This is a genomic window from Ulvibacter sp. 2305UL32-6 (genome assembly GCF_058148545.1).
The window spans coordinates 309,640-334,628 of sequence record NZ_JBYVKA010000002.1 but is presented as its reverse complement, the minus strand read 5'-3'; the positions used below and the strand labels follow the sequence as shown (position 1 = coordinate 334,628).

Annotated in this window: 25 protein-coding genes and 1 pseudogene; 12 read left to right on the top strand and 14 right to left on the bottom strand. The window is 36.6% G+C overall.

Features of this window, described 5'->3' with window-relative positions; translation table 11 throughout:
* Positions 1–58 precede the first annotated feature (58 nt).
* The 5 genes and pseudogenes from ACY2RU_RS07330 (at position 59) to mscL (ending at position 5,387) form a co-directional block, all read left to right on the top strand.
* On the top strand, positions 59–2,767 hold the full coding sequence (locus tag ACY2RU_RS07330; RefSeq protein ID WP_490137784.1) for a DNA gyrase/topoisomerase IV subunit A: 2,709 nt from the start codon (positions 59–61) through the stop codon (positions 2,765–2,767).
* Positions 2,768–2,782: 15 nt separating this feature from the next.
* Positions 2,783–3,994, top strand: a complete 1,212-nt coding sequence (locus tag ACY2RU_RS07325; protein WP_490137783.1) for a tRNA modification GTPase — start codon at positions 2,783–2,785, stop codon at positions 3,992–3,994.
* 9 nt (positions 3,995–4,003) lie between these two features.
* Positions 4,004–4,444, top strand: a complete 441-nt coding sequence (locus ACY2RU_RS07320) for a hypothetical protein (protein WP_490137782.1) — start codon at positions 4,004–4,006, stop codon at positions 4,442–4,444.
* Positions 4,445–4,503: 59 nt separating this feature from the next.
* Positions 4,504–4,914, top strand: coding sequence for a hypothetical protein (locus ACY2RU_RS07315; RefSeq protein WP_490137781.1), 411 nt, complete (start codon positions 4,504–4,506; stop codon positions 4,912–4,914).
* Between the two features lie 42 nt (positions 4,915–4,956).
* A pseudogene (gene mscL / locus ACY2RU_RS07310) lies at positions 4,957–5,387 on the top strand (large-conductance mechanosensitive channel protein MscL).
* Positions 5,388–5,427: 40 nt separating this feature from the next.
* Here the strand turns inward: mscL and ACY2RU_RS07305 are convergent.
* The 6 genes from ACY2RU_RS07305 to ACY2RU_RS07280 are packed head-to-tail and all read right to left on the bottom strand — an operon-like array spanning position 5,428 to position 8,797.
* The gene (locus ACY2RU_RS07305; protein WP_490137780.1) at positions 5,428–6,273 is read right to left on the bottom strand and encodes a VF530 family DNA-binding protein; all 846 of its coding nucleotides are present in this window, start codon (positions 6,271–6,273) and stop codon (positions 5,428–5,430) included.
* Positions 6,270–6,731, bottom strand: a complete 462-nt coding sequence (locus ACY2RU_RS07300; protein WP_490137779.1) for a tRNA (cytidine(34)-2'-O)-methyltransferase — start codon at positions 6,729–6,731, stop codon at positions 6,270–6,272. Before ACY2RU_RS07300 ends, ACY2RU_RS07305 begins: the two co-directional genes overlap by 4 nt.
* 12 nt (positions 6,732–6,743) lie before the next feature.
* Positions 6,744–7,079 (bottom strand): hypothetical protein, encoded by a 336-nt coding sequence (locus ACY2RU_RS07295; RefSeq protein ID WP_490137778.1) that lies wholly within the window; start codon positions 7,077–7,079, stop codon positions 6,744–6,746.
* 13 nt (positions 7,080–7,092) lie between these two features.
* Positions 7,093–7,932 (bottom strand): TerC family protein, encoded by an 840-nt coding sequence (locus tag ACY2RU_RS07290; RefSeq protein ID WP_490137777.1) that lies wholly within the window; start codon positions 7,930–7,932, stop codon positions 7,093–7,095.
* Positions 7,933–7,967: 35 nt separating this feature from the next.
* On the bottom strand, positions 7,968–8,348 hold the full coding sequence (locus ACY2RU_RS07285; RefSeq protein ID WP_490137776.1) for a DNA topoisomerase IV: 381 nt from the start codon (positions 8,346–8,348) through the stop codon (positions 7,968–7,970).
* A gap of 41 nt (positions 8,349–8,389) precedes the next feature.
* Positions 8,390–8,797 carry a helix-turn-helix domain-containing protein gene (locus tag ACY2RU_RS07280; protein ID WP_490137775.1) on the bottom strand — a complete coding sequence of 136 codons (408 nt, stop codon included), beginning with the start codon at positions 8,795–8,797 and terminating at the stop codon, positions 8,390–8,392.
* A 292-nt stretch (positions 8,798–9,089) separates the two neighbouring features.
* Between ACY2RU_RS07280 and ACY2RU_RS07275 the strand changes: the two genes are divergently transcribed.
* The 4 genes from ACY2RU_RS07275 (at position 9,090) to ACY2RU_RS07260 (ending at position 12,121) form a co-directional block, all read left to right on the top strand.
* Positions 9,090–10,271 carry a M14 family zinc carboxypeptidase gene (locus tag ACY2RU_RS07275; RefSeq protein WP_490137774.1) on the top strand — a complete coding sequence of 394 codons (1,182 nt, stop codon included), beginning with the start codon at positions 9,090–9,092 and terminating at the stop codon, positions 10,269–10,271.
* Positions 10,272–10,323: 52 nt separating this feature from the next.
* On the top strand, positions 10,324–10,806 hold the full coding sequence (locus tag ACY2RU_RS07270) for an Lrp/AsnC family transcriptional regulator (RefSeq protein ID WP_490137773.1): 483 nt from the start codon (positions 10,324–10,326) through the stop codon (positions 10,804–10,806).
* A gap of 71 nt (positions 10,807–10,877) precedes the next feature.
* Positions 10,878–11,381 (top strand): DinB family protein, encoded by a 504-nt coding sequence (locus ACY2RU_RS07265; protein WP_490137772.1) that lies wholly within the window; start codon positions 10,878–10,880, stop codon positions 11,379–11,381.
* 191 nt (positions 11,382–11,572) lie between these two features.
* Positions 11,573–12,121, top strand: a complete 549-nt coding sequence (locus ACY2RU_RS07260) for a type 1 glutamine amidotransferase domain-containing protein (protein WP_490137771.1) — start codon at positions 11,573–11,575, stop codon at positions 12,119–12,121.
* A 44-nt stretch (positions 12,122–12,165) separates the two neighbouring features.
* Here the strand turns inward: ACY2RU_RS07260 and ACY2RU_RS07255 are convergent, their stop codons facing one another.
* Both ACY2RU_RS07255 and aroB read right to left on the bottom strand, forming a co-directional pair.
* Positions 12,166–12,459 (bottom strand): hypothetical protein, encoded by a 294-nt coding sequence (locus tag ACY2RU_RS07255; RefSeq protein ID WP_490137770.1) that lies wholly within the window; start codon positions 12,457–12,459, stop codon positions 12,166–12,168.
* A 66-nt stretch (positions 12,460–12,525) separates the two neighbouring features.
* On the bottom strand, positions 12,526–13,596 hold the full coding sequence (gene aroB / locus ACY2RU_RS07250) for a 3-dehydroquinate synthase (protein ID WP_490137769.1): 1,071 nt from the start codon (positions 13,594–13,596) through the stop codon (positions 12,526–12,528).
* 68 nt (positions 13,597–13,664) lie between these two features.
* Here aroB and ACY2RU_RS07245 point away from each other — a divergent pair, with 68 nt between their 5' ends.
* The gene (locus ACY2RU_RS07245) at positions 13,665–14,837 is read left to right on the top strand and encodes a proline dehydrogenase family protein (protein ID WP_490137768.1); all 1,173 of its coding nucleotides are present in this window, start codon (positions 13,665–13,667) and stop codon (positions 14,835–14,837) included.
* A gap of 1 nt (position 14,838) precedes the next feature.
* Here ACY2RU_RS07245 and ACY2RU_RS07240 read toward each other — a convergent pair whose 3' ends face one another.
* Entirely contained in the window at positions 14,839–16,995 is a 2,157-nt protein-coding gene (locus ACY2RU_RS07240; RefSeq protein WP_490137767.1) for a DUF2135 domain-containing protein, read from the bottom strand.
* 404 nt (positions 16,996–17,399) lie between these two features.
* Here ACY2RU_RS07240 and ACY2RU_RS07235 point away from each other — a divergent pair, with 404 nt between their 5' ends.
* Entirely contained in the window at positions 17,400–19,145 is a 1,746-nt protein-coding gene (locus ACY2RU_RS07235; protein ID WP_490137766.1) for an AraC family transcriptional regulator, read from the top strand.
* Here the strand turns inward: ACY2RU_RS07235 and ACY2RU_RS07230 are convergent.
* From ACY2RU_RS07230 to porX, 5 genes are all read right to left on the bottom strand, one after another.
* Positions 19,138–19,512 (bottom strand): hypothetical protein, encoded by a 375-nt coding sequence (locus tag ACY2RU_RS07230; RefSeq protein ID WP_490137765.1) that lies wholly within the window; start codon positions 19,510–19,512, stop codon positions 19,138–19,140. The two genes, ACY2RU_RS07235 and ACY2RU_RS07230, sit on opposite strands and share 8 nt — an antisense overlap.
* Positions 19,513–20,712 carry an alanine dehydrogenase gene (locus ACY2RU_RS07225; protein WP_490137764.1) on the bottom strand — a complete coding sequence of 400 codons (1,200 nt, stop codon included), beginning with the start codon at positions 20,710–20,712 and terminating at the stop codon, positions 19,513–19,515.
* 61 nt (positions 20,713–20,773) lie between these two features.
* Positions 20,774–21,301 carry a hypothetical protein gene (locus tag ACY2RU_RS07220; RefSeq protein ID WP_490137763.1) on the bottom strand — a complete coding sequence of 176 codons (528 nt, stop codon included), beginning with the start codon at positions 21,299–21,301 and terminating at the stop codon, positions 20,774–20,776.
* A 261-nt stretch (positions 21,302–21,562) separates the two neighbouring features.
* Positions 21,563–21,976: a tRNA (adenosine(37)-N6)-threonylcarbamoyltransferase complex ATPase subunit type 1 TsaE gene (tsaE, locus tag ACY2RU_RS07215; RefSeq protein ID WP_490137762.1), complete on the bottom strand. Its 414-nt coding sequence runs from the start codon at positions 21,974–21,976 to the stop codon at positions 21,563–21,565.
* A gap of 93 nt (positions 21,977–22,069) precedes the next feature.
* Positions 22,070–23,623: a T9SS response regulator signal transducer PorX gene (gene porX / locus ACY2RU_RS07210; RefSeq protein ID WP_490137761.1), complete on the bottom strand. Its 1,554-nt coding sequence runs from the start codon at positions 23,621–23,623 to the stop codon at positions 22,070–22,072.
* A 113-nt stretch (positions 23,624–23,736) separates the two neighbouring features.
* Between porX and ACY2RU_RS07205 the strand changes: the two genes are divergently transcribed.
* The gene (locus tag ACY2RU_RS07205; RefSeq protein ID WP_490137760.1) at positions 23,737–24,966 is read left to right on the top strand and encodes an HD domain-containing protein; all 1,230 of its coding nucleotides are present in this window, start codon (positions 23,737–23,739) and stop codon (positions 24,964–24,966) included.
* The last annotated feature ends 23 nt before the right edge of the window (positions 24,967–24,989 follow it).

The window sequence follows — 24,989 nt, the reverse complement described above, 5'->3', positions numbered from 1 at the left end:
ATCGATTTTTTAATGATTCATTTTCATAATCATGACATCAAAGACAGTATAATTTAACATGAACGAGGAACAAACTAACGAAGAAGAAAACGTAACACCAGACTATCTAGGGGAGAACGAAGATACCTCGGGAGATACCATCACCAAAGTCACGGGGATGTATCGCGACTGGTTTTTAGACTATGCTAGCTACGTAATTTTAGAACGTGCGGTTCCCGCCATCGAAGATGGCTTTAAGCCTGTACAGCGTCGTATCATGCACTCCATGAAGGATCTAGACGATGGGCGCTACAACAAAGTAGCAAACATTGTTGGGCATACCATGCAGTACCATCCGCACGGAGATGCAAGTATCGCTGATGCCATGGTTCAAATTGGGCAGAAAGATCTTCTTATTGATACTCAAGGAAACTGGGGAAATATTCTTACAGGTGACCGCGCAGCAGCTTCGCGATATATTGAAGCTCGCTTGTCTAAATTCGCTTTAGATGTTGTTTATAACCCTAAGATCACTGAGTGGCAGGCTTCTTATGACGGTCGTCGGAAGGAACCCATTAACCTTCCTGTAATGTTTCCTATGCTGCTCGCGCAAGGGGCAGAGGGGATCGCGGTTGGACTTTCAACTAAAATAATGCCGCATAATTTTATAGAGCTTATCGATGCTTCTATAAAACACCTACAAGGCAAACGATTTACCATATATCCAGATTTTCCGACAGGCGGAATGGTAGATGTAACAGATTATAATGATGGTTTACGAGGCGGGAAGATTCGAAGTAGAGCAAGGATCCTGCAGCATGATAAAAACACCTTGGTGATTCGTGAGATTCCCTTCGGAACAAACACATCATCGCTTATTGATTCTATCCTCAAAGCAAATGACAAAGGAAAGATCAAGATCAAGAAGATAGAAGATAATACCGCTGCCGATGTGGAGATTATGATTCATCTACCTGCCGGAATCTCTCCAGATAAGACAATTGATGCGCTATACGCCTTTACGAACTGTGAAAGCTCGATTTCGCCCCTCGGTTGTGTAATTGAGGATAACAAGCCGCTTTTTGTGGGTGTTACCGAAATGTTACGTCGTTCAACAGATCGTACAGTGGAACTTTTAAAGAGCGAACTCGAAATTCAATTAGAAGAACTCGAAAATCAATGGCATTACTTGTCGTTAGAGCGAATTTTTATTGAAAACCGTATCTATCGCGACATCGAAGAGGAAGAAACTTGGGAAGGTGTGATCGCTGCGATCGATAAAGGATTGAAGCCGCATACGGCACATTTAAAGCGCGCGGTTACAGAAGATGATATTGTGAGACTTACTGAAATTCGGATCAAGCGTATTTCAAAATTTGATATTGACAAAGCACAACAAAAGATTGATTCATTGGAAGATAGTATTGCTGAGATAAAGCATCACTTGAATACCTTGATCGATTATTCTATCGCTTATTTTCAGCGATTGAAAAAAGAATACGGAGCTGGAAAAGAGCGGAAAGCAGAGATCAAAGTATTTGATGATATTGAAGCGACTAAAGTTGTGATTCGAAACACCAAACTTTATGTCAACAGAGAAGAAGGTTTTGTAGGAACCAGTTTACGACGCGATGAATATGTAACCGATTGTAGTGATATTGATGATATCATTGTTTTTACTGCGGAAGGAAAAATGATGGTGACTAAAGTCGACTCTAAAACCTTTATCGGTAAGAATATTTTGTACGTGGCAGTCTTTAAGAAAAAAGATAAGCGAACGATCTATAACATGATCTACAAAGACGGAGCGCGTGGAGCCACGTATGTAAAGCGTTTTGCTGTGACCTCTATGACTCGCGATCGAGAATATGACCTTACCAATGGAAGTAAAGGATCTAGCGTGTTGTATTTTACGGCCAATCCAAATGGGGAAGCCGAGGTAGTGACTGTTTTACTTCGTCAAAGCGGAAGTATTAAAAAGCTGAAGTTCGATCTAGATTTTTCAGATATTTTGGTCAAAGGGCGTGCTTCCAAAGGAAATATCGTAACCAAGTATGCTGTAAAACGTATCGAACTAAAAGAAAAAGGGCTTTCTACTTTAAAACCTCGAAAAATTTGGTTTGATGATACTGTGCAGCGTCTTAATTTAGATAATAGGGGTGAGTTGATTGGCGAATTTCGACCAGATGACAGATTGCTACTTATTAATCAGCGCGGACTTATTAAAACCGTGATTCCGGAAATTACCATGCATTTTGATGAAGATCTTATCGTCATGGAAAAATGGGAGCCTAAAAAGCCTATTTCGGCAATTTATTGGGAAGGTGAAAAGGAATTGTTTTACGTAAAGAGATTCCTTGTTGATAACCCTGAGAAAGACGAACTGATCATCACAGATCATCCTAAATCGCATTTAGAACAGGTATTTACAGACTATCGACCTGTAGCTGAGGTTGTCTTCGGAAAAAAACGCGGACAAGACCGGCAGGAGAATTGGGAAGTTGATCTTGAAGAATTTATCTCGATCAAAGGAATTTCGGCCATGGGAAATCAGTTGACCAAAGACAAGGTGCTGGAGATCAATGCGCTTTCACCCTTGCCATATGAAGCACCCGAACCCGTTCCAGCTGAACAAATAGATGTTGTTGACGAAGAACAGCTTGCAACAACCAAAGAAGATTCCGAAGAAAAAAAATCTTCCGAAGAAAAAGAAAAATCAACTAAAACATCATCAGGCGATGAAGAGGAACCGCCAGTTGGTGAAGATGGGCAAGCTTCTCTATTTTAATTTTACACTAAAAAAATGATCAAAAAAATTCTATTTAGCTGCCTTTTTGTGGCCTTTACGCTAGCGGCAAATGCACAAATCAATTACGAGTCTGGTTTTTTTATAACCAACGCGAATGAAAAGGTGCCATGTCTTATTCTTAATATGGACTGGAAAAACAATCCGTCACAATTTGAATATAAACTCAGTGAGGATTCAGAAGTAAAAATTGGCACTATTAAAAGTGTAAAGGAATTTAGCATTGGGAGTGTGTTAAAATATGTGCGTGAAACTGTTCAAATGGAGCGTTCAAGTGGTAATGTGCAAAATTTAAGCAATACCCGAGTTGCTCAATTTCAAGAGGAAACAGTTTTTTTAAAGGTGTTAGTTTCAGGGGAGGCTATTCTCTATGGTTATGAAGACGGAAATTTGAACCGGTTTTTTTACCAAAATAAACTGGAAGACGTTGAACCACTTATATTTAAGCGTTATTTAAATAAAGACGGGCTGATAGCTGAAAATAATCGTTTTAGGCAGCAATTGTACAATGCGTTTCCGTGCAAAGCTATAAACATGAAGAATATCGAAGACGTGTCATATCAAACGAGTGACTTAGTGAAATTCTTTATAAAGTATAACACCTGTGTTAACAATGATTATAAGGATTATACAGATAAAGGAAAACAAGATTTGTTCAATTTGACGCTACGTCCGGGTGTGAGATTTTCGTCCTTGACTGTTGAAAATGACCTACGTTCTTGGCTTGACGTATCATTTGATGACCAAACTTCTTTTACTTTTGGGGTTGAGGCTGAGTTTATCATGGGCTTTAATAAAAACAAATGGTCGGTAATTATAGAGCCTACATATCAGGCCTTTAAGTCTGAGGGTATTTCTGGGCGGGGACCGGTGAGTGTTGAGTATAAATCCATAGAGTTTCCTGTAGGGTTAAGACATTATATGTTCTTAGGGGATCGTTCAAAATTATTTGTAAATGTGTCATACGTGGTCTATGACCTAAGTTTTGACTCATCTTTAAACTATGAAGAATTTAACAATACCGTTTTGAGTAGCATCCTGGAAATTGAATCACGGACAAATCTATTATTTGGTTTTGGATATAAATATGCTGACAAGTACAGTATTGAATTGCAATATGCAACAGATCGGAATATCCTAAGTAACTTCGTCAACTATTCATCAGATTATTCAAATCTGTCTGTGAAGTTTGGATATACACTGTTTTAAAGAAGAGAGATGAGTTTTATTAAAAAGTTATTTGGAAATGCAGCGCCAACAGCGAACAGCGAGGAGGCCCTTGCCATGATCGATCAGATACAGGCAGATAAGATCGCTGAGTCGCCAGAATGTATCATTTTTGGAGGAGTGGAGGAGCTCAATGGATACCTATTTCTCGAAACGCTTATTTTAAGCACGATGAACTTAAAGACCAAAAGCGGGGTTAGATTAGAGTTTAAAGGTGATTCAGAGATTAAATTGCCTTCAGATACACAAGAAGTAGAGTCTGAATACTCAAAGGTTTATCAGCGTTATATGAGTAGAATTAGCTTTGATATTTCCGAAGAGGAAATAGAGAAAATTCGGGCAAATAATTTTAAAGAAGTTGTGTTTCAGTATAAGAAAAAAACACTCAGTCTTTCGCCATTGGTTAATAATCAAGACAATTTAGAGTCGTGATGACTTTATTTGTCGAATTTTTAGTAGATTTAAAACATTAAAAATCAAATACTGCAAGAATGAAAAATACTGTTTTTAGTTACTTCGGAATTGCAATCGCATTCCTCGTTTTTTCGACTTCTATTGCGCAAAACAGCATAGATACTGAGCTGCAGGATTTTGTGGTTGTTATTGAGACTTCAGATAAAGAAGTTAAACTTAGCTGTAAAGAAGGATGCGCCTGGGAAGAACTTACTATAAAAAAGAAAGACTTTGGAGTTGATCAAGCCATTGATGCAACAGGGAAAACAACTATCAGTAAGCATAATAGTGAGTCTAACGCAGAAAAAGGCTTCCTTTTTACGATTAAAAAGAATGCAGCAAATATAGTGTTGCATGGAATTGAAGGCACCAAATGGGAAGAGTTGACCTACAGTTGTACAGGTGCTCGCTGTCTACAAACACTTAATCAATTCGGAATGCCTTTATAGGCCAATTTCATTGAAAGTGTTACTTCTAATTCCTTTTCTCTCATGAAAAGTTTTATCCAAGAATTTAAGGATTTTGCTGTTAAAGGCAACATGATCGACATGGCCGTTGGTATTATCATTGGTACAGCATTTAATGCAGTGGTTAATGTTTTGGTTAAAAAGGTGGTTATGTGCCGCCTTTATCCTTGCTTACCGATGATGTTAATTTAGCTAATAGAAAATATATTTTACGCGACGCCAAAGAAGGTGTGGAGGAGGTCGCAATTGGGTATGGTGAACTTATAGAGGCCCTGATCGACTTTCTGATCATCGCACTTACCATTTTTGTTGTCATCAAGTTTATCAACCGATTTAAACGAAAATCGGAAGATCCTAAAAATAAGGAGGTGGAAACACCCAAAAATATTGAGCTTCTTTCAAATATTGAAAAATTAATGGAAGAACAGAATGAAATGCTTCGGAAGCAAAAATAGCCAAATCACAGTGACTGTAAGGCGCGACTATTTTAGAGAACTACTTCTTCAATAAGCCTTTTCTTAGCGTTTTTGCGTAAAGACCTTCAACTTTTTCTCTCGCCCAGGGTGTCTTCCGAAGAAAAGTAAGACTTGATTTTATCGATGGATTTTCCTGAAATGATCGAATACTAATCATTTGACCAAGACCAGACCAGCCGTAAGTTGCTACTAATTGCTCAACCATCATTTTTAGTGTTATTCCGTGTAGTGGATCATTGGCTATATGTTTTGCGGTCTCTTTCTTTTGAAATATTCCAAACAGCTCATTTCCTTGACGTGACGCAATTGAATTAAAGCAAGGCTCGAAGCTTTTTGTTTCAAAATACGGACTCAAATATCCTTCGTATTCCTTCTTTGTTCCGCCAAACGGACGCTTTTCCATATCGTCCGTAAGCGGGATATCAAACCATACACCTACTAATTTTCCTTTGGCCGATAATAGGGATGCAATTTTTGTAGCGTATTTAACCCGGTTCATAGTTGTAGGAACAAATGAACAAAAGAACGTTTGCTCGATGATCAGGTCATAAGAGCCTTTGTGTTTAAAAAAATCTTGATGATGTATGTGTTCCTTCGGAAAATCCGGATAGCGTGCTTCAAATTCACTTAGTGGTACTTCGGAAATATCAAGAATATGCACATTTGTAAATCCATTTTTATGCAAATAAGCCGCTTCGTAGGCATTTCCAGCCCCTGGAATAAGAATTGCTATTGACTTATCTGAAAGTTGCTCAAAATAGGTTAAAAGAGGCGTAGAGGCCTCTCCGATGTCCCATCCTGTTTTTGAATCTTGATATCGCTGTGTCCAATACTCTTCTTCGCTAAGGGTGTCTTTCTGCTTCATTTTTGTATTGCGTTATTTCGCATGCCTTCGTAAACCACAACGCTTACGGCATTGGCGAGATTCAGGCTTCTTATATGATCACTAGCTATTGGAATATGGTAAACGTTTTCTTTGTGTGTCTCAAGTAGTTCTGTTGGAAGTCCGATAGATTCTTTTCCGAAGATAAAAAACTGTTCATCCTCAAATGGGATGTCCCAATAGGTTTTTGTGCCATGGCTCGATAAGAAAATTAGGTTCTTTTCGCTGTGTTTCTGAAAAAACTCGGAGCTATTTTCATAAACGGTAAGCGAGACGTGCTTCCAGTAGTCTAGCCCTGCACGCTTTACGCGGCTATCGTTCAGCTCGAAACCGAATGGCTTTACGAGATGTAGGTGACAACCAGAAGCGAGACTAAGGCGTCCAATATTGCCCGTATTGTTGGGTATTTCAGGTTCCATAAGAACGATATGATAGGGCATTTAGGGCGTTTTTTACTTTAAAATGTGCTTAAGACCTGAGAATAGGGCTTTTTCGGCAGCATCAAAATCACCATCGGCCATAAAGAGTTCCTTGATTTCCATGATCATCTTATCGATTTGCTTATCTGAAAGATTTAATCGGTCTACAGCATCAATAATTTTTTCAATGCTCTGATAATCATTGTCATTGTCAAATTCCTTGTGAATTTCTTTATAGTTTTTGGCGTCAACTTTAGATTTGATCAATGCTATTTCTTCAGGGCTTTCAGTAAAATTGGCATTTGCGCAATACAAAAGAATATATGCTTGTAATTCGTTCTTTGACCAATGTGTGCTTGAGTTGCTCATTTGTTTTATTTTTTTAAAGTTCGGTGGTTTCGTCTTCATCTTCTTCAGGAATGTCGGAGACGATGCTGGATGTGCGTTTGCGATACTTCATATTGACAAATTCAATAAAAAGTGAAAATGCGATGGTAAAGTATAAGTAGCCTTTAGGAATCACGCCTACACCTGCGCCAAAGATCTCAAGGTGAGACAAGTGGGCGCCTTCTGCAATAAGCATAAAACCAATAAGAATCAAAAATGAGAGTCCGAGTAGCTGCACTGTGGGGTGCTTAGTTACAAATTTCCCAACGGGATTGGCGAAAATCATCATGATAATAACAGAAACAACAACAGCAATGACCATAATGATAAGAGCATCGGTTGGGTTGTCGCTAATACCATTGGTCATTCCCACGGCTGTTAATATAGAATCGAATGAAAATACAATGTTAATAAGGCAAATTTGGATAATAGCCTTAGTAAGTGTTGTCTTTCTTGCTTTCTTCACTTCGCGTTCATCATGACCGTGATCTTCTACTTTTTCGTGAATTTCACTGGTGCTTTTGTAGAGTAAAAAGAGTCCTCCAGCAATGAGAATAAGGCCTTGTCCGCTAATCCCTGCTTTTATCCATGGAAGGTTAATGTGCCAAAAAGGAGCTTCCATAGCGACGAGCCATGAGATCCCGAACAATAAGATGATTCGTATGATCATTGCCAAGAAAAGACCGATATTGGTAGCTTTTTTTTGGTGTTCTTTTGGAAGTTTACTCGCTGCAAGGGAAATAAATATGATGTTATCAACACCAAGTACAATTTCAAGAAATGTAAGCGTTAGTAGTGCTACAAGGGCATCTGGAGAGGTTAAGATTTCAAACATTGGTACGGTTAATTGGTTCTTTTTATTGGTTTCATTTATTTATCTCCACTCACTTTTATTGCGGTACCTCTTTCCTTGCGGGTTTGTCCAACAACATTGTATTCAAACAAGTAAGTGTCGCCGTTTGTGGTTAATATTTTCATGTGAATAGCTTTCTCTTCTGCGCGATTTTTTGGATTTTGTTTTTTTACAATATACTCGCAATCGTTGATCCAGCGTATACTTGACGTATCTGCTCTTCCTCTAAAATAGTCAATTTCTACCGAATCATTTCTAACAAAGGTAGTTTTGGTGATTTCGGTTCCCACAAGTGCTTCAAATTCAAAGGTTCCTGTTTTAAAATTGGAACAATTGCGTTCGGCATTGTAGCAAGATGAGCACAGGAGAGATAAAAGAAATAGTAAGGTAAATCGCATTCGTGTATAATTTATGCGAATTTCTGAATTTTTACTGAAACCTACGGGCGATATTCCTTAAAAGTGCCGTCTGTATAAAAAATGACGATGCGGTCAATGGATTTGGCTGCTGGTTTATCTTCGGAAGTAGCTATTGAATGGGTATTCTTTGGATGGATGGCCTTCGATTTTTCTTCGGTAATGCTATTTGGTGAAGCGGGTGTTGATATGTTAGCTTCCTTTTGAACAGGGAAGGAGCCCTTGCCGTTGAGTAGCCAATATAATTCTACCTCAGGAAAATGCTGAACGACTTTCATGACAAACTCCAAACTCGGTTTATTTCTTCCCGATAAAAGATGTGAAATAGTGGAGCGGTTAAAGCTGATCGCTTCTGAAAAAGCAGTTGCAGAAAGACCGTAGAAATCCATGATTTTTTCAAGTCTTTTTGTAAAATCTAAGCTGTTTACCATTGTAACGTTGCAATTTTGAAGATAACGCGTTACAAATGTAATTTATTGCTGTATATACCGCAAATTTATAGCTATAAATGTTTTGATACTGTAAACTAAAACTACACTTAAATATATCTAAACTGCTGAAATAAAAATAGTTAATTACATATAATTAGTTTTAGTAAAAATTCGACCATTATTTGGTTACACAAGTAACATTTTTTGGAAAAATTAAGTGTTTCGAGTGTTTTTTAGTGTTTACTTTTGTAAACAAAGCATTGTTTATCTTTGTTTTTTTACTAGATTCACTATGCAGATATTTCAGCAATATTCACACTTTTTTGAAGCTCGTTTGACGGGGCGTTACATCACCTTAGAGATGCTTCTTCCTCTGTTAAAAGACGAAAATATAGATGTTGAATTTTCAATTGTTGGAGGTTCAGAATTGGGAAAACAGATCCCAATGTTCCGATTAGGTACAGGTAAAAAAGTTGTTTTAGCTTGGTCACAAATGCACGGAAATGAATCGACCACCACCAAAGCAATTTTTGATTTTTTAAAGTTTTGTGTACAGAAAGATTATTTCCGAAGAGAAATAGACCATTTTCTCTCTTCATATTCTTTTTACGTCATTCCTATGTTGAATCCAGACGGAGCCGAAGCATATACACGTGTTAATAGTAATGGTGTTGATCTAAATAGGGATGCTCAAGCATTGACGCAAAGTGAAAGTAGGGTTCTACACGATGTTTTTAAAAACCTACAACCACAGTTGTGCCTTAATTTGCACGATCAACGCACAATTTATGGATTTGACTCGGGATTACCTGCGACGGTTTCATTTCTTGCACCTGCGGCAGATAGCCAACGAAGCCTTACTAGCAGTCGGGTAGCGGCCATGAAGCACATTCTTAATATGAATAGTATTTTGCAAATGTTTATACCAGGGCAAGTGGGGCGATATGATGATAGCTTTAATGCTAATTGTGTTGGGGATACCTTTCAAATGGCTGGTGTTCCAACTATTTTATTTGAAGCAGGGCATGCGCAAGGCGATTATCAACGAGAAAAAACGCGAGAATATATCTTTTATGCATTGTTGCAGTTATTTGGCTTTTCTACTGCTTTGAAAAAGAAATTTAATGTTGATGATTATAAAAGCATCCCGCAAAACAAAGTTAATTTTAAAGATCTCATTATACGTAATGTGAGAGTATCACCTTCATATTCGTCATCTGGCACGCTATCAGATTGTGAAGATGAAGCTTGCGATATTGCCATTCAGTATGAGGAAAAATTAGAGAATGACACTATTAAATTTATTCCTGTATTGGAGGGGATAGGCGATTATAGCGCTTATTTTGGTCATCAAGAGCGCCAGCTTGACGGTCATAAAGTTTTGATAAATTCTCAGCAAATTGTCCAAGTTGGTGAAGAAATTACAACAATTACTAGGGAATCAGATAATTCACTTACAATTTTTCCATTTTAAGATTTCTTTTTGCTGACAAACTCCTTACATTTGTGCCTTCAATTAAAATCCCATGGCAAAATTTAAAATAGACGATACTGATCACAAAATTCTCGATATGTTAATTGAGAATACCCGGACTCCTTTTACTGATATTGCTAAGAAATTAGGCATATCGGCGGGAACGGTTCATGTACGTGTTAAGAAGATGGAAGAGGCGGGTATAATTACTGGATCCTCTTTACGATTAGATTACAAAAAACTTGGGTATTCTTTTATAGCCTATGTGGGTATTTTCCTCAATAAGACTTCACAAACGCAATTCGTTCTAGAGCGAATTAATGAAATCCCGTATGTAACTGTAGCCCACGTGACCACAGGAAAATTTAATATTTTTTGCAAGATTCGTGCAAAGAATACCAGCCATGCTAAGGACATCATTTATAGAATTGATGATATTGAGGGAGTTACGAGAACTGAAACCATGATCTCTTTGGAAGAGAGTATTAATGATAAAAAGAGGTTAATGCACTCTATCTTTAAAAATATTCAATAAAATAATTGAAAATTTGTTAAGCCCTTCGTGTGTAACGAGGGGTTTTTTTATATTTTTATTTGAAAGATATTATGGTTCCGGCAAACGAATACAATTCTTATTACAAACGATACATTGATTCGGTTCAAGAAAAGCCTATCCTGGATGTCTTGGAGCAGGGCTTACGGAAGACAAAGGCATACTTTAGCGGGATTCCTGCGGAAATCCATGAGTATCGTTATGCCGCAGGAAAATGGACCCCGAAAGAAGTTTTGCTTCACATTATTGATACAGAGCGCGTATTTGTGTATCGAGCCCTGCAATTTTCACGTGCAGATGGAGTAGTACTAGAGGGTTTTGATCAGGATGAGTTTGTATCAAACGGATTTGCGAATGAACGATCAATGGAGAATCTTGTTGAGGAATATAGCGCAGTTAGACTTGCTACGCTTGCCTTTGTAGCTGGGTGTTCGCCTTCTGTTTTCTCTAAGATGGGTTTTGCAAATGAGAGCCCGTTGTCGGTGCGCGCAGCACTCTACATTTGTGGTGGTCATGAAATTCATCATATCAATATATTAAATGAACGGTATTTTTAATTTTAGTATCCTTTTATAAATCTTCGCGGTTTTTTTTAATAGTGTTTTGCTTCTTTACACTATTGAAATGTGACCTATTACTTTTCATATTCTTAACATACTTTAATATAACCTTAGCATGCTATCCTTGTGTCTGCAAGGGTTTGTAGTTATCTTTGGGTAAAACAAGTATTAATTAAAAACTATAAAAAATGAAAAAGAGAATAGCCATTTTAGCTACAAACGGATTTGAAGAATCAGAATTGAAATCACCAAAAGAGGCGATGGAAAAGGAAGGTTTTATAGTTGACATCGTAAGTGAATCGGCTGGGACAATTAAATCATGGTCTGATGGAAATTGGAGCAAAGAATACGAGGTTGATAAAACCTTGGATCAAGTAAATTCAAAACAATATAATGCCTTAATGCTACCAGGTGGTGTCATTAACCCAGATAAGTTAAGAAGGAATGAAGAGGCCTTAATGTTTGTTCGCGATTTCTTTAAAGAAAAGAAACCCGTTGCAGCTATTTGTCATGCACCATGGACATTAATTTCTGCGGATGTTGTAAAAGGTAGAAAAATGACCTCATTTGCCTCTATTAAAGACGATCTGGTAAATGCTGGAGCAGAATGGGAGGATAGCGAAGTTGTTGTTGATGAAGGTTTCGTTACAAGTAGAAATCCTAATGATCTACCGGCATTTAATGCTAAATTGATTGAGGAGATTAAGGAAGGTAAGCATGAGTTACAACATGCATAAAATGATTTTTTCCGTTAAAAAAAGAGGCCAATTGGCCTCTTTTTTTATTCTTCTTCTTCAAGACTTTTTTTGTCCGGCATTTCACTTATGGGCTCCGAATAGTTTACATCGTCGTAATCGTCTTCGTCAAAATTGGCCATGGAATTTTCTAATTTTGAACTTACTTTGACTAAATAGATTGTTTCATCGGTGCGTACTTCAACCGCTTCAACTAATTCATTTGCAGCATTTCTAAAGGAAATCACTGCGTCGTCATCATAACCGTCTGGATACTTTTCAACCAACATCGATAAAATTTCGGGAGTTAGTTTTTTAAAATCTACAATAACACGTTTCATTGGGTTTGGGGTTGATGGTTTCTGAAACTAAACTACTAAAAAAAGAATAACAGTCTCAAGAAAAAATTAAAAATTTTGGTAGTAGGCAAATGCGCTGTATATAAGGTTGTCAGAAACTTCCTGATTTGTTTTGATGTGACCAATTTCCTCAAGTAATACAAAGTAGATCACCCCATGACTATTTTTTTTATCAAAAGCAAGGAGTGCAATAATCTCTTTTATATCGGCTTCGGAAAATGACCGTTTTATAAAATAGCGTAGTAAGACTTCTGTAATATTGTTGCGTTTCGTCTTCGGAAAATTGAGCATTTCTGAAGAAATATAGGTTGCTAAGATCATGCCTATTGCGATAGCTTCACCGTGCAATAGGGAAGGCTTATTGAAATTTTCTAAACAGTAAGATTCAATAGCGTGCCCTAGTGTATGTCCGTAGTTTAAGCTCTTCCGAAGGTTTTTTTCCAAAGGGTCTTTGGTGACAATATCGTTTTTAATACTAATAGATTCCCAGATGAGTTCAAAAGCTTCAGCTGTTTTCTCTGCTGAAAAGAGCTGCATACGGTTCCAGTAGTCTTCCGAAGCAATAAGACCGTGCTTAAACATTTCGGCCATACCCGATTTTATTTCTTGTTCGGGAAGTGTTTTTAGAAATTCAGTATCTACGATCACGCATTCCGCAGAACGAATAGTCCCAATTTGATTTTTCAGGACTCCTAGATCTACACCGTTCTTTCCCCCAACAGAAGCATCAACCATCGCTAATAAAGATGTTGGGATATTAATAAAAGAGATGCCTCGTCTAAATGTAGCTGCAACAAAACCACCAAGATCAGTCACAACTCCACCACCAAGATTAATAAGAATACTGGCACGATCTGCGCCAAGTTCCGAAAGCTGATTCCATAGAGAGACACAGCTTTCTATTGTCTTAAATGCCTCGCCAGCGGGCATTTCTAATATAGAATAAGCATTTGAAATTTCGCTTTTTTCAATAAAAACCGAGAGACAATGTTTTCGCGTGTTTTCATCAGTTAAAATAAATATTGATGAAGGCTTTAGCTTATCAATGGTATTTTTTAGAGCTTGCCAGCCTAGGCTGCTGCCAAAAACCGATCCACTATCCTTGATAATACTTTTCATGTAGACTTCTTTTTATTTTTCCGTTTGAAAGTCAAATCTAACTATATTTGTCACACTATTTACCCACTATGATAAACAATTCGCTTTTTGATAATACCGAAACCGCATTTAAACTAAAAACGGATTCAGAACTGGAACGGGCCTATTTTCTATTTAAAATGATCTCGAAAGAACCGCTGGTTCGCATTGGGACGGCTGCGACGAAATTTGCTTTGAATTTGCATTTACCGGTAGAAGGATTAATTAGATCTACCGTGTTTGATCATTTTTGTGGCGGGGTTAATGAAAAAGACTGCATGCAAACCGTAGATAGTCTAAGGGGCGCTTCGGTGTATTCAGTTTTAGATTATTCGGTGGAGGGGAAGGAGGATGAGCGGCAATTCGACTTTACTTCTGAAAAAGTTATTGAGCTCACTCGTTTTGCAGAACATAAAGATGCGATGCCTTTTTCGGTTTTTAAACCTACCGGATTTGGACGTTTTAAAATTTGGCAAAAGGTTAATGAGAAGATTACCTTATCAGAAACGGAAGAAGCAGAGTGGGAGCGTATTGTAAAACGATATGATGCGGTTTGTAAAGTTGCTTCCGACTGTGATATTTCTTTATTAGTTGATGGGGAAGAGAGTTGGATACAAGGAGCGGCTGATGATCTCTGTCAAGAAATGATGGAAAAATACAATAAAGAAAAACCAATAGTATTTAATACACTGCAATGCTATCGCTGGGATCGTTTAGACTATTTAAAGGATCAGCATCGTATAGCAAAAGAAAAGGGGTATAAGCTTGGATTTAAGGTAGTTCGGGGTGCATATATGGAGAAAGAGAATGACCGAGCAGAAGATAAAGGATATACTTCTCCCATTTGTAAAAGCAAACAAGAAACCGATGATAATTTCAACACGGTGATGAAATATATTTTGGATAACTTAGATGATATTTCACTTTTCTTAGGAACTCATAACGAATCGAGTAGTTATTTGGGCATGGAAATTATGGATGCTAAAGGGATTATGCGCAATGATTCTCGAGTTTGGTTTGGTCAGTTATATGGAATGAGTGATCATATTAGTTACAATCTAGCTGCAGAGGGATATAATGTTGCGAAGTATATACCCTTTGGTCCTGTAAAAGATGTGATGCCTTATTTGATAAGAAGAGCCGAAGAAAACACTTCGGTAGCCGGACAAACAAGTAGAGAACTTACCCTATTAAAAAAGGAAAAAGAACGAAGAAAAATTTAGGTTACTTAATAAGAACGTTCAGCATCGTTGTTTCTTCACCAATTTGTTCTAGTTTGAGTAGGTGTTCTTCAGTACGTTGTTCAGGTTTTCCGAAGTTATAATCTACGGTACAGCTTATATAAACAGGTAAATCTTTGGCACGAGTATTTCCATTATAGATCACATTTATGAGCCAAGGGCCTTTTTCGGCATCAATCAATAAAAATTCTTCTTTACTATATCCATTTGTTTTTTCTGAATTAATTCGTTCAGGATCAGTATGAAGAGAATGTTCCCAGTTAAAAAAACGTTTCTTCGGATTAATAAACTTTAGATCAAAATTAGCGTCGGTATCGTTCCAGGTAAATGTTAAGCGTGCGTCGTATTTTGTTTCCTTAAAGTATTTAGTCCCTATACGATGTGATTTAACTTGATCGCGATGTTTTAGAATCATAAATTTCAGTTCATTATCGATGATTTTGCTTAAACCAGAAAAATCGAGTTGTGTATTAATAGTGCCTGAACTCATCTTATAAAGCATATCTAAAGCAATCTGGTAATTCCCCGATTTCCTATTCGCAATCGCCACGTCTAAATAGGATTGAATTTGATTTGGAAATCGCTCTAAGAGGAGGTTGGCGGTATCCAGAGCGAGGGAAGTGTCATTCCAGTCGTTCGACAACATTAAAAGGGCCTGTAATGCTTCGTGGCTGTCGCTATATACTTCAAGAATATTAGAAGCAATTTGCGAAGCAAGTTTGGGATTGCTATTTGAAAAGAATTCGGCAGTATCCAGATAGAAAGCGGGCGAGGCATTAAATTCTCTTAAGCTTAAATACTTTTTATAGGCCTCGTTACTGTTATTAGTTTGGGTCATTGCTTGTATATACGCTTTCTTTATAGAAACTCGGTTTAGCTTTGCTGTGCCTTCGTAGATATTATTTTTAAGAAGCGCAGTGTTTTCTTTGGAAGTATCTTTTTTAGCATTTAAATTTTGCTCAGCTAATTTTGTTGTGATAAGAATCACTCCGTTCGATCCTTGAGCCCCGTATAGATTTGTCGCGGCAAGCCCTTTAAGTACTGTGATGTCGGCAATATTATTTGGGTCAATAAAATCTGTTGATTGAATGTTATTGTTAAAACTACTAGAAGGTCTACTTGAATTAGATTGTTTTAAGGCAACTCCATCAACCACAACCAGAGCATAATTGTTGCCTTGAAACGTTGTGAGCCCTCTAATTACCGATTGACTTATATCTTGTCCAGATCCATATTCAAGGCTTACAAGTTTGCCACGGGCAGCTTGAGAGAGCGTTGTTGTAATTTCGGAAATTTCTTCATCGTCTATGGAAGCCACACTATAACCTAATGCATCAGGATTTGTTGGACCGTATGCAGTCATTTTATCGTTTTTAAGAATAGGAGCTTCCTTTTTTGTTTCTATCAGAACCTCATTTAGCCGTTCCCCATCGCTATCCAGAACAATGTTAAGCAAGCGATCTTCCCCAAGTTCCATAACGACAGATTTGGTCCCTTTTGCCTGAATAGCTAGCGTGTCTCCGGCCTTGGCATTAATCTTAAAACGCCCATCATTATTTGAAATAGATGCTATTTTTTTACCATTAAGGGATATTTGAGCGTCACCTCTATAATTACTTTTATTAACAATCTGACCGGTGTATTCAAGTGATAAGTTATTGGTCAATGGAGCGATATTTAAAAGTCGCCCCTTATTAAGTGTTGATAATACAAGTAATTTTTTTGTGTCATAATCTGTAGAACTATTTATAACCGTTAGGTCGCCATTAAAATATGGATCATCACTACTACACTGATCATTACCGTCAGTAAATAATAATATGTTTCCTTGTGCAACCGCAGGCAGACCTTTGTAAGAGGTTGCGCCGTCGTATATTGTATTTTCCAGTTCAGATTTGAGTCCGATCCAATTTCCGTCCGTAACTGGGATTGAAGATTTATTAATAATCCCAGTTTGAAATTTAACGATAGTGACGGAGGTATTTTTGTTTTGCTGAAAATAACGTTCTAGGAATTGAAAATCTTTATTAATATCTCTTTTTTTCATAGAAAGAGAGCAGTCCCATAAAATAGTGGTGGTCTGTGAAAAACATAATGAAATAGAGGCTATTAATAGTGTAAATATGATTTTTGTGCGCATAATTGAATTAATTTAGAATATGACACTTATAAAGATACGGGATATTCCTTGAAGCGGATAGTGGAGGAATTTATTTAGATAAGGAATAATAATAGCTAATAAAAAAGAATCAACTCCAAGACTTTTCTGCTTAACTCCCCACGTTAATAAATATGAAAAGCATGAAGTTGATTCTGAGGAATTCTATTTCACAAATGTTTTAATAATTTCAGCATATTGCAAGTGAAGGTACTAGCCATTCATGTTTTATAAGTCTTAATTCATGAATAGTGGCATATCAAGTTATTGGTAACTAGTTCATTTTCATAAAATTATAAGGTATTGTTGTCTTTTTTAGTCTACTCACTGCTAAAATCATGTTTGCGTTTCCTTTTTTTATAACTTTAGATTAGAAACGGATTATCATGAAAAGGGCCCTTCTTTTATTTTTTCTAGGCTTTCTGCATATTAGCTTTGGACAGGAAAAATCATTAATCGATCTCCAACAAATGGAGGATGAATCATTGTTGGAATACTTTAATGAAGTAAGCGAAGACTCAACCAAAGCAGAAAGAGTTGCAATGGTTTATCTAGAACGAGCCAAGACACAGCGTGATACAATTAAAATGGCTCGAGGCTATGACCGTTTGGCTCGTATTTTTCACCCAAAAAAGAACTTGGTGTATGCTGATAGTATCATTGCCTTGACAAAAGACCTAGAGCATGTAACCTATCCTGGGTTAGGGTATCTTATGAAAGCACATATTTACGAAAAGATTGGTAATCTAGTTGAATCGACTCAATATGACTTTAAGGCATATAAATTTGCGCAGGAAAACAATAATCTTATTCAGCAAGAATATTTGTTGCATCACTTGACAAATAATTACAGGATTTGGGGGAATCCTAAGAGAGCCCTCAATTTACAGGTTCAAAGACACGAATTAGTTACCACATCGGAATTTAAGAAAAATCTGCTGTTTTCGATGAGAAATGAGGCCACACCTAGGGTTGATGTATTTTATAAAGAAGTATTAATATCATCTTATCAAACATTTGCATCTTGTTATCTTGAATTGAAGAAAATTGATTCCGCACAGTATTATTTAAAAAAGATGAAGAATGCGATAGAAGCTTATGATGGTCAAGAAAAGGAGTATTATAAAACCATCTCTTCAACATTAGAGGTGGAAATCGCTTATGAAGAAAAAAAATTTTCAGAGGTACTCAAACTTATTAAGTCGCTAAAGACTCGTTTTTCGAATTTTAATATGAATAATCAAATAATCATATATCGAATTGAAGGATCGTCCTTGATAGAAAAACAACGATTGATTGAAGGTGTAAAGATTTTAGAGAAAACAGATTCACTAATTGATTTGAAAAAACCATCGATCATTCCCTCAGATAGAGAGGTGTATGAAAAGCTATTATCCTATTATCAGAGTCAACAAGGAAGCGAGCAAAAACAAATTGATATTTTAGCAAAAATGATTAATGCTGATAGTATTTTTAAAACAAACTATCAGTATTTTGAATCTAATATAATTTCCCAGTTTGAAACACCTCTTTTAATAAAAGAGAAAGAAAATTTAATCCATAAACTTAAAGCTCAAAACGACAAGTCTGATTTAAAAATTCTTATGTATTTGATAATTGGGGGTATACTCACTATTGGATTATTTTATTTTATTATCATGCAAAGAGTGTATAAAAAGAGGTATTTAGCTCTCTTTGACACTAAAAAAAAATTGTCAAAAACGAAATCGCTTGGCTATAGTTTCCAGAGGAGTAGTATACCGGACAGTACCATACGTGATATTTTAAAAAATTTAGAGAAATTTGAAAACAAAGAAAGATTTTTAAGAAACGATATCAATTTGCACAATTTAGCAAAATCTTTTGGCACCAATCCAAAATATCTTTCACGCGTAGTGAATTTAAAAAAAGACACGAATTTCCCCCAATATTTAAATAATCTAAGGGCAGAGTATGCGGCAACAGCCTTAAAAGAACAGAGGCAATTACGGAAATACTCCTTAAAAGCGATAGCTCAAGAATGTGGTTTTAAAACGGCAGAATCCTTTACTCGAGCTTTTTATAAAAGACATGGGATTAAGCCTACTTATTATCTTAAGCAGTTAGAAAGAGAACAGGGAAGGACTAATTAGAATGCGTTAATTTAAGAATGGTAGCAATTGAATCGCAATTTTCGATCAGCATTTGCATATGTTGATCTCCAGTTTGTGTGTTGATTGTGTATTGTTTACATGAATCTAATCCTGGGTCACTTTTTGAAAAGTCGACGTCTCCATGTCGCAATGCTTTAGAAATTACGGAAGTATCCATTGAGTTTTCTCTGAGGAAAGCTAAGGTTTCAGGAGAAAAATTACGCTTTTTTACACGTATGTTTTTCAAAACTCTTGCATTAGGCCCATAGTCACAGCTAGTTTTCTTTCCTCCAAGGAAAAAGAATAATATGATTAGTCCAATGGTAAATCCGCCTAAATAATAGGCAAAACGATATGCTAATTTCATCTAAAAAATCAAAAGGTTTATATCACTATAAGACAAATCAAACCAATCTGCAACCGATTTGTTTGTCAGTATTCCACGGTAAAAATACAACCCATTTTTTAAACCAGCATCAAAACGAATGGCTTGTTCTAAACCTCCAGATTCTGCTATTTGAAGTAAATATGGCGTAAAAATATTGCTGATTGAAATTGAGGCAGTTTTAGGATAGCGCGCTGGAATATTTGGCACACCATAATGAATTACATCGTGCTTAATCTGTGTAGGGTGATCATGACTCGTTGTTTCTGTAGTTTCAAAACATCCACCCATGTCTACACTTACATCTATAATAACAGCGCCTTTTTTCATTTTGCATACCATGTCTTCCGTGATCAGTACAGGAGATCGATTACCTCCCCGAACTGCACCTATGGCAACATCACATCTTCTGAGCGCTTTTAATAAGTTTTTAGGTTGAATGGTAGATGTGTATAGCGTTCTCCCAACATTTGTTTGAAGCTTCCTTAATTTGGTTATGGAGCTATCAAAGACCTTAACATTGGCGCCTAGACCCAATGCAGAGCGTACCGCAAACTGACCTACAGTACCTGCCCCTATCACCACTACTTCTACAGGTGGCACGCCACTAATGTTGCCAAAAAGTAAACCGTTGCCTTTTTTAGCGTTAACCATCAGTTCCGCAGCAATCAGAACAGAAGCCGTTCCTGCAATTTCACTTAGTGCTTTTACGGCAGGATAGCTGTGATCTTCATCTTTAATGAATTCAAAAGCTAAGGCAGTAATCTTTTTTTTATATAGCGCTTGAAAATAAGATTTCTGTCGTGTTTTTAGTTGTAAAGCAGAGATTACCACTGTTTTGGGTTTGATCATCTCTAATTCATCAAGAGTAGGGGGTTCTACTTTTAAAATCATAGGACATTCAAAAACTTTTTTGGTGTTTGAGGTCAGTTCTGCTCCAGCTTCACTATAATCTTTATCTGAAAAACCAGCTTCAATTCCTGCACCATGTTCAAGAAGTACTCTATGCCCGTTTGCAATTATAGCGGCTACAGCATCGGGGGTAAGGCAGATACGTTTTTCTTGAAAGTAGATTTCCTTAGGAATCCCAATAAAAAGTTCACCTCTTTGCTTAGTGATTTCTAGCATTTCTTCTTGAGGAAGAAGTTGAGCAGCTGTAAACGGGGATTTGGGTTGAGACATGATGGTTGAGTTGATACAACCAAGTTACATAAATAATTTTAATTTAATGTTTGTGAATTAGCTATCGAAATAAATCTTTAAGTTGTTGCCAAATGCTTCGTTTTGTGGTTAATTCTTCTTCGAACGATTTCAAGTCTCCTCCTCGTACTTGAGCAAAAAGTTTAGCTCTAATTAAATACACAAAAGGAACTAGTATAAGCATAAGAGGTAAAACATAATATAATTCTAACGAATCTAAGTTGTTACTTTCATTTAAAACTCCCCATAGTTGAAACGAATACATCGCTATTGGGACTAGAATGATCCAGTGCCACCAATGTTTACAAGTAAAAAACCAAATCAACAAAAGCATTAATGGAATAGCTTTGCCGGTGAAGTACCAGGCAAAAGAATACCAGTCTGGAAAACTAGTTTCTAATGTAAATAGAGAAGTTTCCCAAATTTGTGTATTCGGGAAACTCTCATATAAATAAAATAAAATAGGTGTAAGCGCTATTAATAGAACAATTACACCGCCTACAAATAGGGGTTTACTACCCGTTTTGTAGTGGTTTGAGGGTCTTGTCCACTTGTTGTTCGGTTTGTTCATCTTCGATGCTTTCTGGGGTACACGATACAAATAGGGTTGCTCCGAAAATTGCTGCGATAAATAAGTACTTTTTTAGTTTCATAATATATGTTTTGTGAGGTTTATATTACAATACTAGACCAAAAAAACACAAGTATGAAAACTATGTTATACGTATCTTAGTTAGTTTTATTTTTCACAATAAAAAACTGTCCTAAGAATATGTGCAATTTGGGGCAAACACTAATAAGTACAAGGGATTAGGTATGTTTATCGAGCAATTTAATTCACTGGCGTTATATTTAAAGTTCTACTTCCATCTTTGTTTTTTGTTAATTTTATCGTAGTCGATTCTTTCGGTAATAAATTTTTAATTTTCTCTGGCCATTCTACAAAATTCCAATGTCCAGAATAAAAATATTCCTCAACTCCAAAATCCATAGCCTCATCTTCATGATCTAGTCTATAAAAATCAAAATGATATAATTTATCATTTTTTAAATCATACTCGTTTACAATCGAGAATGTTGGACTGCTAATAGTATCTTGAACTCCTAATGTTTTTGCTAATTCCTTTATCAAGGTAGTTTTTCCAATACCCATATCTCCATAAAAAAGGAGCGTCTTTGTCTTAGCCTCAGATAAAATAGAGCCTGCAACAGTGTTTAAATCAGATAAAGTATATGTTACCTTCATAATCGAGTCGAGCGAATATATAAAAAGGCATAGTTAATAAACCAATATATTCGATTAAGTGCGCAATATACAGAAAAAACTTACAAAAAACTTCTACTTAGGATTAAGTATTGCAAAAGGAATGATCATTTCTTCTAAAGAGACTCCGCCATGCTGGTAGGTGTTTCTGTAATAGCCTACATAATGGTTGTAATTGTTTGGATAAGCAAAGAATAAGTCGCCTTTTGCAAATATAAAGGAGCTACTCATATTAATAGAAGGTAGATGAATCGTCTTTGGATCTTTTGCGGCTAACACGTCTCGTTCCTCATAAGTCAAACTTCTCCCTGTCTTATATCGCAGGTTTAAGCTTGTGTTTTTATCACCTATGACTTTAGATGGGTTCTTTACGTTTATTGTTCCGTGATCTGTAGTTATAATTAATTTAAAACCTAACTGTGCTGCTTGTTGGATCACATCCATCAAAGGTGAATTTTTAAACCAGCTCTGAGTTAAACTTCGATAGCTCTTATCATTCGAAGCAAGCTCTTTGATCACCTCCATCTCGGTTTTTGAATGTGATAACATATCCACGAAATTATAAACAACGACTGTTAGATCTTCGTCTTTGTGGCTTTTAAAGCTTTCTGCTAAGCGTTTCCCTTGTTTTAAACTAGAAATTTTATGATAACTCCAATTGACATCTATTCCTAAACGCTTTAACTGAGCTTCTAAGAATTTGTCTTCATACATGTTCTTTCCACCTTCTTCAGTATCATTAAGCCAATAATCAGGATGTAATTTTTCCATATCACTAGGCATAAGTCCAGAAAAGATAGCATTTCTAGCATATTGGGTTGCAGTGGGTAAAATACTGCAAAACATTTCTTCTTTTACTTTCTTATAGGTATTCAGGACGAATGGTTCAAAAGCTTTCCATTGGTCGTACCGCAAATTATCGACCACCACTAGTAAAGTAGGTTGATCTTTGCCGATCTCAGGAGCAATCTTGTCGCGAAATAAGGTGTGCGACATAGTAGGCGCATCATCGCGATTACTATCAAACCAACTAGGATAATTTTTGTCAATAAATTTACAAAACTGTGTATTCGCTTCGGTTTTTTGAGATTCTAGAATATCAAACATACCCGTATCTTCAATATTTTCTAGTTCTAATTCCCAATAAACCAATTTTTGATAAAGATCAGCCCAGCCCTCATACGTATTGATCATAGACATGTCCATGGCGATCTTTCTGAACTCTTGCTGATAATTTGATGTGGTTTTTTCTGAGATCAAACGGCTGTGGTCTAAGTTCTTTTTTAAACTGAGCAAGATTTGATTCGGATTGACAGGCTTTATAAGATAGTCGGCTATCTTTGAACCAATAGCTTCCTCCATTATATATTCCTCTTCACTTTTGGTGATCATAACCACCGGAAGACTTGCATCTTTTTCTTTTATTTCAGCTAAGGTTTCCAAGCCAGTAAGTCCAGGCATGTTCTCATCTAGAAAAACAATGTCGAAATTCTGCACCTTAAGCTCCTCCAAAGCTTCGGTACCACTCTGAGCAGTAGTTACTTGGTAATTTTTGTTTTCAAGAAATATAATGTGTGGTTTCAGTAAATCAATCTCGTCATCGACCCAAAGTACTTTTATCTCGCTCATATATGTATATTTGTTCTGTAAGTATTTATAATTAATTTTTTAATAGACTTACCTCAAAATTAATTCCGAAGCACTTCAAAACACTTTTTTAAGTACTAATTAAAAGTTAAACTTTGAAATTGAGAAATAAGCTCAAGATTATAAACGACCCAATCTATGGTTTTATTACCATTAAAAGTACGCTCATCTTCGAGTTAATCGAACATGAATACTTTCAGCGCCTTCGACGAATATCGCAAATGGGGATGTCGTATCTCGTATATCCAGGAGCACATCATACGCGTTTTCATCACGCGTTAGGAGCCCTGTTTTTGATGCAAAAAGCTATTCAAACGCTTAGTTTTAAAGGTGTTGATATTTCCGAAGAAGAATCTGAAGCACTTCAAGTTGCAATTCTGCTGCACGATATAGGACATGGTCCATTCTCACATGCCCTTGAAAATAGTATCATAGACAATGTGTCTCACGAGCACATTTCCTTGCTGTTTATGGAAGCTTTAAACGAAGAATTTAACAACAGATTAACGCTTGCGATCACAATCTTTAAGGATCAATATGACCGAAAATTCCTTCATCAGCTTATTTCAAGTCAGTTAGACATGGATCGACTGGACTATCTAAGACGAGATAGCTTCTATACAGGTGTAAGTGAAGGTGCTGTAAATTCAGAAAGATTAATAGCAATGCTCAACGTCTATGACGATGGGTTGGTGGTTGAGGAAAAAGGGATCTATAGCGTTGAAAAATTCATTATTGCACGTAGACTCATGTATTGGCAGGTATATTTACATAAAACAGGTATTGTGGCCGAACAACTTTTACTTCGCGTGTTAAAAAGAGCGAAAGAACTCGTTCACGAAGGGAAAGTCGTGCCTGCGCCACCTGCTTTGTCTTTTTTTCTGAAAACACCAGTGACTGTTGAGAATTTTGGTTCTTCTGAATTAAACACCTTTGCCAGACTCGATGATGCCGACGTTTTGGCGGGAATGAAAACCTGGGTAGAGCATTCAGATTTTGTACTTCGGAAGTTATCTCTAATGATTTTGAATAGGGATCTTTTAAAAGTAAAATTGAAGAAAAAAGCACCCAAGGCAGATTATATGGCCACATTACTTGAAAAGTTTGGAGATCAACACAACCTTACCGCACATGAAGCATCTTATTTTGTATTCCATGGTGAAATATCCAACCAGGCATATCGAATGGATAGTGATACGATAAATTTATTAATGAAAAATGGAAAAGTTGTTGATGTAGCTAAGGCGAGCGACCAGTTAAATCTAAAAGCGCTGTCAAAAAAAGTAGTAAAACATTATCTCTGCTATCCGAAACCGAATTACTAATCCTTTTTTTTTATTTTTGCAAG